At 70.3% G+C, this 14,430-nt stretch carries 15 protein-coding genes; 4 read left to right on the forward strand and 11 right to left on the reverse strand.

The features are described 5' to 3' along the window. Nucleotides 1-62: 62 nt before the first annotated feature. The 3 genes from RPX00_RS04905 to RPX00_RS04915 form a co-directional block, all read right to left on the reverse strand. A complete protein-coding gene (locus RPX00_RS04905) occupies nt 63-1,334 on the reverse strand; it encodes an aspartate aminotransferase family protein (RefSeq protein WP_406637880.1) in 1,272 nt (423 codons plus the stop codon). A gap of 69 nt (nt 1,335-1,403) precedes the next feature. Then, nucleotides 1,404-1,688 (reverse strand): hypothetical protein, encoded by a 285-nt coding sequence (locus RPX00_RS04910; RefSeq protein ID WP_406637882.1) that lies wholly within the window; start codon nt 1,686-1,688, stop codon nt 1,404-1,406. 13 nt (nt 1,689-1,701) lie between these two features. After that, nucleotides 1,702-3,030: an MFS transporter gene (locus RPX00_RS04915; RefSeq protein ID WP_406637884.1), complete on the reverse strand. Its 1,329-nt coding sequence runs from the start codon at nt 3,028-3,030 to the stop codon at nt 1,702-1,704. 254 nt (nt 3,031-3,284) lie between these two features. On the opposite strand from RPX00_RS04915, the gene RPX00_RS04920 reads away from it, so the two are divergent. Further along, complete coding sequence (locus tag RPX00_RS04920; RefSeq protein WP_406637886.1) at nt 3,285-3,965, forward strand: GntR family transcriptional regulator; 681 nt, start codon at nt 3,285-3,287, stop codon at nt 3,963-3,965. A gap of 7 nt (nt 3,966-3,972) precedes the next feature. On the opposite strand, the gene RPX00_RS04925 is transcribed toward RPX00_RS04920, so the two are convergent. Genes RPX00_RS04925 through RPX00_RS04935 form a run of 3 tightly spaced genes read right to left on the reverse strand, consistent with a single transcriptional unit; the run spans nt 3,973 to nt 5,616 of the window. After that, on the reverse strand, nt 3,973-4,401 hold the full coding sequence (locus tag RPX00_RS04925; protein ID WP_406637887.1) for an EVE domain-containing protein: 429 nt from the start codon (nt 4,399-4,401) through the stop codon (nt 3,973-3,975). Beyond that, on the reverse strand, nt 4,398-5,255 hold the full coding sequence (locus RPX00_RS04930; RefSeq protein WP_406637889.1) for an NAD(P)H-binding protein: 858 nt from the start codon (nt 5,253-5,255) through the stop codon (nt 4,398-4,400). Before RPX00_RS04930 ends, RPX00_RS04925 begins: the two co-directional genes overlap by 4 nt. Beyond that, complete coding sequence (locus tag RPX00_RS04935) at nt 5,248-5,616, reverse strand: VOC family protein (protein WP_406637891.1); 369 nt, start codon at nt 5,614-5,616, stop codon at nt 5,248-5,250. Before RPX00_RS04935 ends, RPX00_RS04930 begins: the two co-directional genes overlap by 8 nt. 62 nt (nt 5,617-5,678) lie before the next feature. Here RPX00_RS04935 and RPX00_RS04940 point away from each other — a divergent pair, with 62 nt between their 5' ends. Then, the gene (locus RPX00_RS04940; RefSeq protein WP_406637893.1) at nt 5,679-6,125 is read left to right on the forward strand and encodes a MarR family winged helix-turn-helix transcriptional regulator; all 447 of its coding nucleotides are present in this window, start codon (nt 5,679-5,681) and stop codon (nt 6,123-6,125) included. A 1-nt stretch (nt 6,126) separates the two neighbouring features. On the opposite strand, the gene RPX00_RS04945 is transcribed toward RPX00_RS04940, so the two are convergent. Further along, complete coding sequence (locus RPX00_RS04945) at nt 6,127-7,773, reverse strand: thiamine pyrophosphate-binding protein (protein ID WP_406637895.1); 1,647 nt, start codon at nt 7,771-7,773, stop codon at nt 6,127-6,129. A gap of 173 nt (nt 7,774-7,946) precedes the next feature. On the opposite strand from RPX00_RS04945, the gene RPX00_RS04950 reads away from it, so the two are divergent. Next, nucleotides 7,947-9,311 carry a WS/DGAT/MGAT family O-acyltransferase gene (locus RPX00_RS04950; RefSeq protein WP_406637897.1) on the forward strand — a complete coding sequence of 455 codons (1,365 nt, stop codon included), beginning with the start codon at nt 7,947-7,949 and terminating at the stop codon, nt 9,309-9,311. A 16-nt stretch (nt 9,312-9,327) separates the two neighbouring features. Here the strand turns inward: RPX00_RS04950 and RPX00_RS04955 are convergent, their stop codons facing one another. Next, the gene (locus tag RPX00_RS04955) at nt 9,328-10,278 is read right to left on the reverse strand and encodes an aldo/keto reductase (RefSeq protein ID WP_406637899.1); all 951 of its coding nucleotides are present in this window, start codon (nt 10,276-10,278) and stop codon (nt 9,328-9,330) included. Nucleotides 10,279-10,363: 85 nt separating this feature from the next. Here RPX00_RS04955 and RPX00_RS04960 point away from each other — a divergent pair, with 85 nt between their 5' ends. Next, entirely contained in the window at nt 10,364-11,593 is a 1,230-nt protein-coding gene (locus tag RPX00_RS04960; protein ID WP_406637901.1) for an MFS transporter, read from the forward strand. Here the strand turns inward: RPX00_RS04960 and RPX00_RS04965 are convergent. From RPX00_RS04965 to RPX00_RS04975, 3 genes are all read right to left on the reverse strand, one after another. Continuing rightward, on the reverse strand, nt 11,550-12,035 hold the full coding sequence (locus tag RPX00_RS04965) for a MaoC family dehydratase (RefSeq protein WP_406637903.1): 486 nt from the start codon (nt 12,033-12,035) through the stop codon (nt 11,550-11,552). The two genes, RPX00_RS04960 and RPX00_RS04965, sit on opposite strands and share 44 nt — an antisense overlap. Before the next feature lie 61 nt (nt 12,036-12,096). Next, nucleotides 12,097-13,479, reverse strand: coding sequence for an amidase (locus RPX00_RS04970; protein ID WP_406637905.1), 1,383 nt, complete (start codon nt 13,477-13,479; stop codon nt 12,097-12,099). Further along, complete coding sequence (locus RPX00_RS04975) at nt 13,461-14,408, reverse strand: D-2-hydroxyacid dehydrogenase (protein ID WP_406637907.1); 948 nt, start codon at nt 14,406-14,408, stop codon at nt 13,461-13,463. Before RPX00_RS04975 ends, RPX00_RS04970 begins: the two co-directional genes overlap by 19 nt. Nucleotides 14,409-14,430: the final 22 nt, after the last annotated feature.

Raw genomic sequence — 14,430 nt, forward strand, 5'->3', positions numbered from 1 at the left:
TCCTTTGTAGACAGACTGCGGCGGCACCGACAAACCTCGGTGCCGCCGCAGTGTCGTAAGCGTCAGTTCTTCAGCAGCCGGTCCAGCGCCTTCGGCACGGCCGACGCCAGCAGGTCCAGTTCCGTCTCGTCCGCCACCAGCGGCGGCGACACCGCCATGCCCTTGCCGAGCGAGCGCACGATCACGCCCTCCTCCAGCAGGAACTTGTGCAGCCGGCCGGGTGCGCCCGGGTCCGCGGCCAGCAGGTCCGGAGCCAGTTCCACCGCGGCCAGGAATCCCAGCCCGGCCCGGACCTCCGCGACCGCCGGGTGCCCGACCGCGCCGGAAAGGGCGTCCGCGAGCGGCTTTTCCAGTGCCTTGCCGCGCGGGATGATGTCGTCGCGCTCGTAGATGTCCAGCGTCGCGTTCGCCGCGGCGCACGCGACCGGGTGCCCGGCGTACGTCGCGCCGTGGCGCAGGATCGGCGCGCCCGGGCTGCCGGTGAAGAACGGCTCCGCCACGTGCGGCGCGACCAGCAGCACGCCCAGCGGGATCGTCCCGCTCGTCACGCCCTTCGCCGTGGTCACCAGGTCCGGCTGGACCGGCCAGCGGTCGATGCCGTACCAGGTGCCGAGGCGGCCCCACGCGCAGATCACGCAGTCCGCGACGAACAGCACCTCGTGGCGGCGGCAGATCGCCGCGACTTCCTCGATATAGCCGTCCGGCGGAAGCAGCACGCCGCCCGCGCCGATCACCGGTTCACAGAAGAACGCCGCCACCCGCTCCGGCCCCACGCGGAGGATTTCCTCCTCCAGCGCCGCCGCGTTGTCGTACGGCACCTGCGAGAAGTCGGCGGCGGGCGGGCCCCAGCCCTCCGCGTTCACCGGGATACCGGCCGCGGCGGTGCCGAAACCGTGCGTACCGTGGTAGCCCTGGGTCCGGCTGATGACGTGGGTCTTGTCCGGACGCCCCGTGTGGACGAAGTAGGACCGCGCGATCTTCACCGCGGTGTCCACCATGTCCCCGCCGCCCGAGCCGAGGAACACCTTCGACCCCGGCACCGGGGCCAATTCGGACAGCCGCGACGCCAGCTTCAGCGCGGGCTCGTTCGCGACGCCGCCGAACAGGTTGTACGCGTCGAGCTTCTCCATCTGCTCGGTGACCGCGCGGGTGATCTCGGGACGGCCGTGGCCGAGGTTCGAGTACCACAGCGACGCGGAGGCGTCGAAGTAGCGGCGGCCCGCGTCGTCCCACACGTAGGACCCCTCGCCGCGGGTCACCACGAACCGGTTCCCGTCGACCGCGCCCATGTCCGCGAACGGGTGCCACAGCGGGTTCGGCTGCTGGTCCGGCATTGCTCCTCCTCGGGGTCGGCTCAACCGGCCGGCGCCGCGGGGAGCGGCGACCGGCCGCCGCCGCCCTTTCTACCCGCCCGGCCGGGGATCGGCGAACCGCGACCCCTCGACGCGCGCCATCGCGGAACTCCGCAGCCCGGGGTCCCGATGGCTCCGATGGCGCTGTCCCCGGCCGGGCAGACTGGGTGCGGGCCGCCGCGCCGGACGGAAGCACGCCAGCTCGCCCTTGTACAGCTCGGCGGCGCGGACCAGATCGGCGTAGGCCTCGACGTGGATCCGGTTGATGGCGTCGTGCGCGTCCCGGGCAGCCGCGTCGAGCCACGCGCAGTAGTCGTTCCGGGTCTGGGTCCGCATCGCGCGCCCCCGCTCAGACGGTTTCGGTGGTGGCTACCTGGGTGCCGGCGGGAGCCGTACTGAGCGGCGCGCCCCGCCGGTCCTTGACGAAGAAGCTCGTGACCAGGCCGATCACGGTCATCGCGGCGAGGTAGCCGCCGACTGCGTAGACCGTTCCGGTGCGGGTCTGCAAGGCCTCGGCGATGGTCGGCGCGAACGCCCCGCCGAGCACCGCACCGATCGCGTACGAGATCGCCGCGCCGCTGTAGCGGACCGTCGTCGGGTACATCTCCGAGTACAGCGCCGCCTGTGGGCCGTAGGTGAACCCGAGCCCGACCGAGAACAACACCAGCGCGAGCACCAGCAGGCCGACGCTTCCCGTGTTGACCAGCGCGAAGAACGGGAACATCCAGACCAGCTGCAGCACGAAGCCGATCTGGTAGGTGCGCACGCGGCCGATCCGGTCGGCCAGCCAGCCGCCGACGAGCGTGCTCACCAGCCAGGCGACCGCGGAGATCATCACCGCGATCAGCACGATCGAACGGTTCAGGTGCAGCGATTTGGTCGCGTACGACTGCACGTATCCGCCGGTGGTCATGTACCCGACGGCGTTGTTGGCCGCGAACAGCAGCGCGCCCGCGATCACCAGCTTCCAGTGGTGCCGGAACAACTGCACCAGCGGCATGCTCGAGCGCGCCTTCTTCTCGCGGACCTCCTCGAACACCGGGCTCTCCGCGACGCGCGACCGGATCAGCAGGCCGGCGACGATCAGCACGACGCTCAGCAGGAACGGGATCCGCCAGCCCCACGCGAGGAACTGCTCCGGCGTCGTCAGCGCGGTGACCAGCGCGAGAACGCCGTTGGCCAGCAGCAGCCCGATCGGCACGCCGATCTGCGGAAACGCGCCGTACAGTCCACGCCGGTCAGCGGGCGCGTGCTCGACCGCGAGCAGTGCCGCGCCACCCCATTCGCCGCCCGCCGACAGCCCCTGCACGATGCGCAGCAGCACCAGGAGGATCGGCGCCCACACGCCGATCGACGCGGTGTTCGGCACCAGGCCGATCAGCACCGTCGAGATCCCCATCAGCAGCAGGGTGAGGATCAGCATCGCGCGCCTGCCGAGCCGGTCGCCGAGATGCCCGGCGATCACCGCGCCGATCGGGCGGAAGAAGAAGCTGATGCCGACCGTCGCGAACGACAGGATCAGCGCGTCCTTGCCGAGCACCGCGAAGTACTGCGTCGCGAAGACCAGACCGGCACAGATCGCGTAGATGAAGAAGTCGAACCACTCGATGGTCGTGCCGACCATGGCCGCCAATACGACCCGGCGGTGCTCCCGGCTGATCCCGGTCGTGCGCGGCATTGCGCCTCCCCTGCTGCTGACTATGCTCCCAGGCCGTGGCAGATCGTATATAATCAGTCGCCGCTCCGACAAGGCTCAATGCGGTAACTGAACAGGCCCTTTGCCCTCAATCACTCCCCAGACGCAGCGTGCGGGCCTCTTTCGCGCGGCGCAGCACGTCTGTCGACTGTATATTATTTAGCACGGCGAACGGACCGGTTACCGTGGCCTGGACAACCCCGCCCCGGCGGGGCTGCGAAGGGGAGGCGACAGGGATGTCCACAACGCAGGAGCAGAACGGCGGGCTCAGCAAGAGCCAGCACACGTATCAAGTGCTGAAATCCCGGATCACCGCGGGCGCGTACCCGGCGGGACACCGGCTGGTCCTCGGTTCGCTGGCCAAGGAATTCGACGTGAGCACGGTCCCGGTGCGGGAAGCGGTGCGGCTGCTGCAGGCCGAGGGATTAGTCCACTTCGAACGCAACGTCGGCGCGACCGTCGCGGCGATCGACCCGGTCGGCTACGAGCACACGATGCAGATGCTCGCGATCGTCGAAAGCGCGGCCACCGCGCTCGCCGCACCGCATCTGACCGACGACGACCTCGCCGAGGCCAGCGAACTCAACAACCGGATGCGCGCCGGTCTCGACCAGCTCGAGCCGGTCGAGTTCACCCGGCTCAACCACGAGTTCCACGAGCTGCTCTACTCGCGCTGCCCGAATCCGAGCCTGGTCGACCTGGTCAAGAAGGGCTGGGCGCAGCTCGCCACGATCCGCGATTCGACGTTCTCCTTCGTGCCCGCCCGTGCGCTCGCCTCGGTCGCGGAACACGACCAGCTGCTCGACCTGATCCGCGCCCGCTCCGGTCCCGAATGGATCGAGCACTGCGCACGGGCGCACCGGTCGGCGACGCTGGACGCGTTCCTCAGCTGGGAAGCGGACGCGCACCCCAGCTGAGGCGCCTTCACCCGGCCATGCGCGCGATGATCGTCGAAAAATCCCGCTGCGGAATCTGAAACAATCCTCGGCGAAACGGCAAACCCCAATGCGTGGGGTCGGCGATAAAGGACAACTGGCCGACCAGCGGTTTCGCGTCCACCCGTTCGCACGCGTGAAAGTCGACTGCGAGCCGCCACGGCTGGAAGTCCTCGCTGACATAGGCCTGATAAGGCTTTTCACCGGTAATAGTGGCCCACGCGGTGAACTGCCGGACTGGCTTTCCGTTCTGCAGGCTGGTGCGCGGCGAGTAAAAGATCATCTCGTCGCCGGGACGGGGCTGGCGAAGACGTTTGCCAGCCCCGTGATCCGCTTGCGTGAAGCTGCCCTCGATGGCCGCTTCGACGTGGTCCAGGGTGACGGTGTTGATCCAGAACCGCTGATCGGGGCTGTTCACTGTGCCGTCAGCCCCTCGACGAGGCTCGTTGTCGGCCTGCCGAGCAGCCGGGAGAGATCGTTGCCGACCCGAGCGAAAACCCCGGCGGCGATGGTTTCGTCGAGGCTGACCAAGAAGCTGGCCAGCTCGCCGTCCATTCCGGAATTGAGGAGAATTTCCCGCAATTCTTCGGGAGCGACCGGCTGATACGTGACTTCTCGCTCCAGCACTACCGACATCGCTTTGGCGATGTCGGCGTAGGCGAAGTCCGTGTCCCCGGAAAGGCTGTAAGTGACGTTGTCGTGCCCGGTTGTGGTGACCACGACGGCCAATGCCTCCGCCAGGTCCTTCCGGCTGGCTGCCGCGACGACCGCGTCACCGGTCGCGGCGGCGAGAACGCCGGTGAAGCGAGGACCGGCCAGCGACTGCGCATAGTTTTCGATGTACCAGGTGTTCCGCAGGATCGTGTACGGCACTCCGGAAGCGATGAGGGCTTCCTCGGTCGCCCGGTGGTCCGCATTGATCTCGAACCGGACGTCGTCGGCTCGGACGCCGCTGGTGTAGTAGACGTGCCGGGCGTTCGCGTTCTTCGCGGCCTCGATGACCGACTCGTGCTGCGCCAGCCGGTCCGGATCCCGGCCCGAGATCAACACGACGTCGCGGTGCCTGGCCACGAGTTCCGCGACGGCAGCGGAATCCGACAGATCGATGGCCGCAGTGGAGAACCCGGCGGAAGCCAGCTCCCCGAGGCGCGTGTGATTCCGGCCAGCCGCGGTGATCGTTTCGGGGCTGATTCCCCGAGCCGCCAGCGCGTCCAGAACGTGGCGGCCGAGCGCTCCAGTCGCCCCGAAGACCAGGGTGTTCGCCTCAGCCACGGTCGTGGAGGGTGACGTGGTAGCCGTCGGGGTCGGCGAAGGTGAACGTTCGGCCGAAGGGGCCGTCGATCGGCGCGGAGACGATGCGGTGGCCGTCGGCGGCGAGAGCGTCGTGAATGGACTGGACGTCGGTGGCGTGGAGCCAGATCGCGACGCCGAGGCCGGGCTGGGCGACGGACGCGAGGTCCGTGCCGGGAACGATCTCGCGGAGCGCGAACACGATCGGCTTCGTTTCGAAGACGACGGCGTGCGGCGGCCCGGCCGGCGAGCGGACGAGGCCGAGGTACTGCTCGTAAAACGCCTGCGAGGCGCTCAGGTCACGCGCTTGCAGCGAGAGGAAGTCGGGGCCGGTGGCGGGCATGAAGCTGTTCCTTTCTTCGTGTCAGTCTTCTGACATAGCTCAATGTATGTCAGAATCCTGACATGAGTCAAGGCGGGGTCGACCTGAACACGTCACTGGGCTATCTGCTGAAGGAGGCGTCGAGCGTCCTGCGCGCGGCGATGGAGGAGGTGCTGCGTCCGCTCGGGATGAACGTGACGCACTACGCCTGCCTCGAGCTGCTGGCCCAGCGCCCGGGGCTGTCGAACTCCGAACTCGCGCGGGGCGCGTTCGTGACCCGGCAGACGATGAACGTGCTGCTCCAGGCCCTGGAGCGGGACGGTTACGTGACCAGGCCCGCGGAGGCACCGGTCGGGAAGGCCCTTCCCGCGCGGCTCACTCCTCGCGGACGGCGGAGTCTGGAGAAGGCGACCGCGGCGGTCCGGTCCGTCGAGGTCAGGATGCTGTCCGGGATGACCGAGGCCGAACAGGCAGCCGCGTTCCGGAGCCTGCGGAGCATGATCAACTCCCTGCGCGAGGACCCCGCGTAGCTCAGCTGCGCGGCTTCCGGTACCACCGCGGCGAAGTGTTCAGCGGCGGCTTCAGCTTCGCGCGCACCACCAGGACGTTCGGCTCGTCCGATTCCACGAATTCGCTCAGCAAGCGGCGAAACGCGCGGCCGAAGCCGGACACGCGGTCCGCGTGCACGCCGAACGAGCGGGCCAGTCCGACGAAGTCCGGGCTGTCCCAGTCGACGCCTCGGTGCGGCAGGCCTTCCTGATCCTGATCGAACCGCAGCATCCCGTAGCCGCCGTCGTCCACCACCACGACGGTGACCGGCAGCTGCTCCTCCGCGAGCGTCGCCAGATCTCCTACCGCGTAAAGGAAACCGCCGTCGCCGGTGACGCACAGGACGCGTCCGCCGCCGGCCGCCTCGGCTGCCGCGCCCGCGCCGAGCGACGCCGGGAAACCGTAGCCGAGCGTGCCCCAGCCCATCGGGTAGGCCAGCCGACGCGGCGCGCGGACCCGGTGGAAGCCGCCGATCCAGTACCCGGCGACGCACATGTCCGTGACGATCGTGCCGTCCTCGGGGAGCACTTCCTCCAAAGTGGACAGAAAGTCGGCGGCCTGCGGTTCCTCGTCGCGGATGCGCCTGCGCACCCGGCGGCCGATGCCGGCCAGCCGCGCGGTCAGCTCGTCCAGCCCCGGCCGCGGTTCCGGGTGCAGGGATTCGACGACGCGGCGAGCGTCGCCGACGAGGGTGACATCCGGCCGGTAGTTCTTCGCCGCGTCGCCGGCGTCGACGTTGATCGCGATCAGCTTCGGCGGCGCGGGCATCTGCCAGTTCTGCGTCATCAGGCCGTCGAAGTCGGTGCCGATCGCGAGCACCACGTCGGCCTCGTCCCACAGCTGCCCGACCTCCGGCGCGTGCACCGGATTCGGGGCCAGGCAAGGATGATCGAGCGGAAGCAGGCCGCGCGCGCCGAACGTGGTGAGCACCGGCGCGGCCAGTCGCTCGGCGAGATGCCCGATCGCTTCGCCCGCTTCGGCGCGCAACGCACCGCCGCCGGCCCAGATCAGCGGACGGCGCGCGGCCGCCAGCAGATCCGCCGCGCGCGGCAGGTCCGGCAGGTCGAGCACGCGCTCGGCGGGCGGCGCGGGCGGTTCGCGCGGCGGGGTGGGTTCGCGGAGGAAATCGGTCGGAATGCCCAAATACACCGGACCGCTTTGCGGCATCAGCGCGAGCCGGGCCGCGCGGTGCAGCGTCGTGCCGATCTGGTCCGCGCGGTGCACGGTGAACCCGGCCTTGGTCACCGGCGCGAACATCGCCTGCTGGTCCGAAGTTTCGTGCAGCACCCCGCGCACCACGCCCGGGCGGCGCAGCGTCGACGGGATATCCGTGGCGATCACGAGCACCGGAGCCGCCGACGCCATCGCTTCGCCGACCGCGCCGAGCGTGTTCGCCGCGCCAGGGCCGGTGGTCACGAGGGCGACGCCGAGTTTTCCCGTCCTGCGGGCATAACCGTCGGCCGCGTAGCCCGCGGTCTGTTCGTGCCGGACGTTGACGAGCCGGATCCCGGTGTCCGCCAACGCCTCCCACAGCGGCAGGTTGTGGACCCCCGGCAGGCCGAACACCACTTCGGTCCCGAGAGCCGTGAGCGCGTCCCCCAGCTGCTGAGCTCCAGTCCGTCCTGCCACGCCAGCGATGGTATCCGCCCCCAGTAAGCAGCTGCAGACACGGCACCGGACAGGGTTTGTCATCGGTTGTCCCCCACCTGGCCGTGCGAGACGCGAACCGCCGCCTTTTTCGTGCGTACACTCCGGGGGCCGGGCACGCCGAGGTTCCCGGCACCGCGGAAAGGGGTGGCCGAATGCCGTTGATGCCGGTGACCGACTCGATGTTCCTGATGGTCGAGACCCGCGAGCACCCGATGCACGTCGGCGGGCTCCAGCTGTTCCGCAAACCCGACGGCGCGGGCGAGGACTATCTGCGCGATCTCCGCCGGAGCCTGCTGGAATCGGACAACATGCGCGGCGTGTTCCGGATGCGGCCGAGCCGTCCGGTGAACACGGTCGGGCACGTGCGCTGGTCGCGCGACACCGACCTGGAACTCGACTACCACTTCCGGCATTCCGCGCTGCCGCAGCCGGGCCGGATCCGCGAACTGCTCGAACTCACCTCGCGCTGGCACAGCACGCTGCTCGACCGGCACCGGCCGCTGTGGGAGACGCACCTCATCGAGGGACTGCGCGACGGCCGGTTCGCGGTGTACTCGAAAATTCACCACGCGCTGATGGACGGCGTTTCAGCGCTGAGGCACCTGCAGGGCACGCTGTCGGACGACCCCGCCGACCTGGACTGCCCGCCGCCGTGGGGGTCACGGGAGAAGCCCGCCGAGCACCGGAACGGGCGTTCGTCCACCTCCCCGTTCGCGCTGGTGGGCAAGACGTTCGAGCAGGTCGCGGGCATCGCGCCGGCCGCGGCGAAGGTGGCGCGCGAGGCGTTCCGCGAGCACCGGCTCACGCTGCCGATGCAAGCGCCGAAGACGATGCTGAACGTGCCGATCGGCGGCGCGCGCCGGTTCGCCGCGCAGTCCTGGCCGCTCGAGCGGGTGCGCGAGGTCGCGACCGCCGCCGGTGTGTCCCGCAACGACGTCGTGCTCGCGATGTGCTCCGGCGCGCTGCGCGACTACCTCATCGAACAGAGCGCGCTGCCGGACGCGCCGCTGGTCGCGATGGTCCCGGTGTCGCTGCGCCGCCGCGACTCCGGCGACGCGACCGGCAACAACATCGGCGCGCTGCTCTGCAACCTGGCCACCGACGAGACCGACCCGGCGCGGCGGCTGGCCGCGATCTCCGAGTCGATGTCGAACGGCAAGAAGCTGTTCTCGCAGCTGTCGCCGCTGCAGACGCTGCTGCTGTCCGGGATCAACGTGGCCCAGCTCGGCGCGTCGCCGATCCCCGGGGTCGTCGGCAACACGCGGCCGCCGTTCAACCTGGTGATCTCGAACGTCCCCGGCCCGCGCAAGCAGATGTACTGGAACGGCGCGGCGCTCGACGGCATCTACCCGGCGTCGGTGCTGCTCGACGGGCAGGCCCTGAACATCACGCTGACCAGCAACGGGGACAACCTCGACTTCGGCATCACCGGATGCCGGCGCAGCGTCCCGCACCTGCAGCGGATCCTGACGCACCTGGACACGGCGCTCGCCGAACTGGAATTCGCGACCCGGTAGCCGGTCAGTCAGCCGGTCAGTCGATGCCTTCCGGGCTGGCCCCGCCGACCGGCACGGCGTCGGCGATGATCCGGTCGATCTCGGCGAGGTCGGCCGGGGTTAGCTGGAAGTCGGTCGCGCTCTTCTCGATGCTGGCCGGGCGGCGGGCGCCGACGATGGCCACGTCCACCTTCGCCAGCGTCCACGCGATGGCCAGCTGGCTCACTGTCGCGCCTCGCTCCTTGGCGAACGCGGCGAGCTGGTCGACGATCTTCAGGTTGTGCCGCAATGACTCTCCGCGGAAAGCGGACGAACGCGACCGCCAGTCCGACGGGTCGAAGACTGTCTCGGCGGTCAGTGAACCGGTGAGCAGACCGCTGCCGAGCGCGCTGTAGGCGAGCACGCCGAGGTCATGCGCGCGGGCGTATGGGAGCGGGTCGGTTTCCGCGCCGCGCCGGAAGAGGTGATACGGCACCTGCACGGTTTCTACCGTCTCGTTCAAGGCACTGAGCTGGGCGGAGTCGTAGTTCGAGACTCCGACGTGGCGGACCTTGCCCGCGTCCACGAACTCCTGCAGCGTTCGGGCGACCTCGGCGGCTGGCGTACGCGGGTCGGGCCAATGGATCTGGTACAGGTCGAGGTGGTCGACGCCCAGCGCGCGCAGGCTGTCGTCTACCCCCTTGGCGAGCCATTCGCGGCGGGAATCGCGGATGCGTTCGGAGCCGGGATTCGTCCCGCCCTTCGTCGCGATGACGACACTGTCGCGGCGATGGTCGAGTTCGCTGCGCAACGCTTTGCCCAGCAGCGCTTCGGCGGTGCCGTAAGCCCGCGCGGTGTCGAAGAGGGTGATGCCGAGTTCGTGCGCGCGCCGGATCGCCGCGATCGCGGTGTCCTCGTCGAAGCTTCCCCACTGCCCGCCGAATCCGCCGGTACCGAAGGCGATCCGGGACACTTCGAGGCCGCTGCGGCCAAGAATCGTCGTCCGCATGAGTCGAGCACAGCATTATTGCCCGGCCTTGCCGAGCTGTCCCAGCTGCTGATTATTCGGTTGACAGCCCGAGGATGCTCGCGAGGTGAGCCTCCTGGAGCCGTTGCGGCACCGCAGTTTTCGCGCCCTCGCCGCCGGACGGACGCTCGGCGTCTTCGGCAACTCGGTCGCTCCGGTCGCGCTCGCGTTCGCGGTGCTCGACCGCACCGGGTCGGCGGTCGATCTCGGGCTGGTGGTCGGGGCCCGGTCGCTGGCGAACGTGCTGCTGCTGCTTTTCGGCGGGGTGCTCGCGGACCGGCTGCCGCGAGCGATGATCCTGCAGGGCACCGAGATCGCGGCCGGGCTCAGCCAGGCGCTGATCGCCGCGAGTGTCCTTTGTGGATTCGGCTCGATCCCGTTCCTGGTCTCGCTGAGCGTGGTCAACGGGGCGGTCTCGGCGATGTCGCTGCCCGCCGCGGCGGCGATCACTCCGCAGACCGTGCCGCGAGACCTGCTGGCCCCGTCGAACGCGCTGCTGCGGCTGCTCGTCAACGGCGGCCGCATCGCCGGGGCCGGAGTCGCCGGGGTCGCGGTGGCGGCGGCCGGATCCGGCTGGGCGCTGGCGGTGAACGCGCTGGTGTTCTTCGCCGCCGCGCTCGCCTATCACGCCGTCCGGCTGCCGCGGGCCGAGCGAGTTCCAGGCGCTCGGCCGATCGCCGACCTGATCGCCGGATGGCACGAGTTCCGGTCCCGCACCTGGGTGTGGGCGGTGGTGGCGCAGTTCGGCGTCGTCAACGCGGCCGGGATGGGCGCGCTCGTGGTCATCGGGCCGGTCGTGGCGGACGAGACCTTCGGGCGGTCCGGATGGGGCTTGGCGCTGGCGATGCAGACGGCGGGCGCGCTGCTCGGCGGGATCGTCGCCGCGCATTGGCAGCCGCGGCGCGCGTTGTTCGCCGGGGTGGCCCTGGTGTTCATGGACGCGCTGCCGGTCTTGACGCTCGGCTGGTGGCCGTCCCTCGTCCCGCTGCTGATCGCGATGCTGATCGCCGGGCTGACGATGGAACAGTTCGCCGTCGCCTGGGACGTCTCGCTGCAGGAACACATCCCGCCCGACCGGCTCGCCCGCGTGTACTCCTACGACATGCTGGGGTCGATCGCCGCGATGCCGCTCGGGCAGATCGCGGCGGGTCCCCTCGTGCAGCACTTCGGCCGCGAGCCGGTGCTCGTCGCGTGCGGGATGCTGGTCCTCGTCTCGACCGGGCTCGCGCTGTGCAGCCGCCAGATCCGGCAGCTCACGAACCGGCCGGCGGCTCCGGTCGCACCGACAGGAAGTTGACCGCGCTCGCGCTGAACACCAGCTCGTCGTCGCCGTTGAACACTTCCATCCGGGTGCGGATCAGGCCGCGGTCCGGCTTCGACTTCGACCGCCGCGCCTCGGTGACGGTCGCCCGCATCCGCAGCCGGTCCCCCGGCCGCACTGGACGCGGCCAGCGCAGCTCGTCGATGCCGGGGCTGCCGAGGCTCGCGACCGACGACAGGTAGTGGTCGGCGAACATCCGCATCATCAGGCTGGACGTGTGCCATCCGCTCGCGATCAGCCCGCCGAACGGGCCCTCCTTCGCCGCCACCGGGTCCACGTGGAAGCTCTGCGGGTCGTACTTCTCGGCGAACTCGATGATCTCCGCTTCGGTGACGGTCGTGTCGCCGAACTCGTACACCGATCCCTCGCGGTAGTCCTCGAACCAGCGGTCGTCGATGGGCGCGGTGAACTCGGTCATGGGCGACAGCCTGCCACAGCTGCTCGCGGGGAAAACGTGCCGAGAATCTCCCGGCGGGGCGTCACGGGGCGGCCCAGGGCCGGACCTCCTCCAGCAGCTTCGCCACCGCCAGCACCAGGTCGTCCGAATGCCGCGGGCCCACGATCTGCAGCCCCACCGGGAGGCCGGATTCGGTGCGCCCGGCCGGGACGCTGATCGCCGGCTGCTGCGTCATGTTGAACGGGTAGGTGAACGGCGTCCACTCCGGCCATTCGGTCATCCCGCTGCCCGGCGGCACGTCGTGCCCCGCCTCGAACGGCGGGATCGGGACGGTCGGCGTGAGCAGCACGTCGTAGCGGGTGTGGAACTCGCCCATCCGGATGCCGAGCGCGGCGCGTTCCGCGGTGGCGTCGAGGTAATCGCCCGCCGAGTAGGTGCGGCCCCGCTCCCAGACGCGAAGCAGGCCCGGGTCGACCCGCGCCTCGCTGCCGGGCGGGAACGCGTCGAGCGACTTCGCCGCACCGGCGGACCACAGCACGTCGAAGGCGTCCTTCGGGTCGCTGAACCCGGGGTCGGCCTGCTCCACCTGCAACCCGGCGTCCGCGAGCGACTGCACCGCCGACGCGACGATCGCCGCGACTTCCGGGTCCACGTCGACAAAACCGAGCGTCGGCGAGAACGCCGCGATCAGCCCGCGCACGTCGCGCCGCACTGCCTCGCGGTACGCGCTGATCGGCGGCGCGAGGCCGGTCGGGTCGCGGTGGTCCGGCATGGCGAGGACGTCCAGCAGCAGCGCGGTGTCGTCCACGCTGCGCGCCATCGGACCGGCGTGCGCGAGCGGGCCGAACGGGCTCGCCGGGTACAGCGGGATCCGGCCGTGAGTCGGCTTCATCCCGACGATCCCGCAGAACGACGCGGGAATCCGCACCGAACCGCCGCCGTCGGTGCCGACGGACAGCTCGCCCATCGCCGCCGCGACCGCGGCCGCGCTGCCGCCGCTGGACCCGCCCGCGGTCATCCGCGGGTTCACCGGATTGCGCGTGACGCCCGCGAGCGCGCTGTCGGTGACGCCCTTCCACGCGATCTCCGGCGTGGTCGTCTTGCCGAGCACGACCAGGCCCGCCTCGCGCATCCGCGCCATCACCGGGCTGTCGACCTCCCACGGCTGGTCGGCCGGGATGCTCGTGGAACCGCGCAGCGTCGGCCAGCCCTGGGTGAGGAAGATGTCCTTGATCGACGCGGGGACGCCGTCGAGCCAGCCGATCGGATTCCCGTCGCGCCACCGGACTTCGGCCGCCTTCGCCTGTTCGAGCGCGCGGTCGGCGTCGACCAGGCAGTACGCGTTGACCTCGCCGTCGCGGTCCTCGATGTTCTGCAGGGCGCTCTTCGTCGCCTCGACCGGCGAAAGCTCGCCCGTAGCGTAGGCGGCGACGAGTTCGCTGGCGGTCAGTTCCCGGTCGCCCATCCGGCGCCTCCCTGCGATTCGGACGGCACATAGCCGAGCCGTTTGTCCACGACGTTCCACAGCGGCTCCCCGGCGAGCCAGCGCCGGAAGTTCCCCGCGAACACCTCGACCAGGGTCCGCCGCCAGCCGAGGAAATCGCCCGACATGTGCGGGGACAGCAGCACGTCCGGCATGGTCCACAGTGTACTTTCGGCGGGCAGCGGCTCGGTTTCGAACACGTCGAGCGCGGCGCCGGCGATCTCCCCGGCCTCCAGCGCCGCGATCAGATCGGACGTGACCACCAGTTCGCCGCGGCCGACGTTCACGAACCGCGCGGACGGCTTCATCGCGGCGAACGCGGCCGCGTCGAACATGCCCTTGGTCTGATCGGTGAGCGGGGCGACCGCGACGACGTAGTCGAACTCGGGCAAATACCGCGTCAGCTCGGCGGATACGTGCACGACGCCGAAATCCGGATCCCCGACGCGCCCCCGCCGCCCGGCCCCGGACACGCGCATCCCGGCCGCGCGCAGCATCCGCGCGATGGCCCGGCCGATCGGCCCGGTGCCCACCACGAGCACCTCCCGTCCGGCGATCCGCTCGGTCTCGCGGTGCTGCCATTTGCCGGCGCGCTGCAGGTCGAGCGACCGCGCGAAATCCTTGGCGAACGACAACACGACGCCGAGCACGTACTCCGCGATGGCGTCGTCGAACACCCCGCGCGAGTTCGTGAGCACAACGTCGCTCTCGCGCAGCCCGGGAAACAGCACCGGATCGACGCCCGCGCTCGCGATGTGCAGCCACTGCAACCGGTCCGCCGCGTGCCAGGCCCCGGGGACGGCTCCGGACAGGAAGTCGTAGACGAAAAGCGCGTCGGCCCCGGCGAGAGCGCCGGCGAGCCCGCGCTCGTCGGTGTAACGAACCACCGCCGCGTCTTCGATAGCGGCCATGTCCGGTGGTTGGGCTGCCCCG

It is taken from the genome of Amycolatopsis sp. WGS_07 (genome assembly GCF_045278895.1).
Lineage (GTDB): Bacteria > Actinomycetota > Actinomycetes > Mycobacteriales > Pseudonocardiaceae > Amycolatopsis.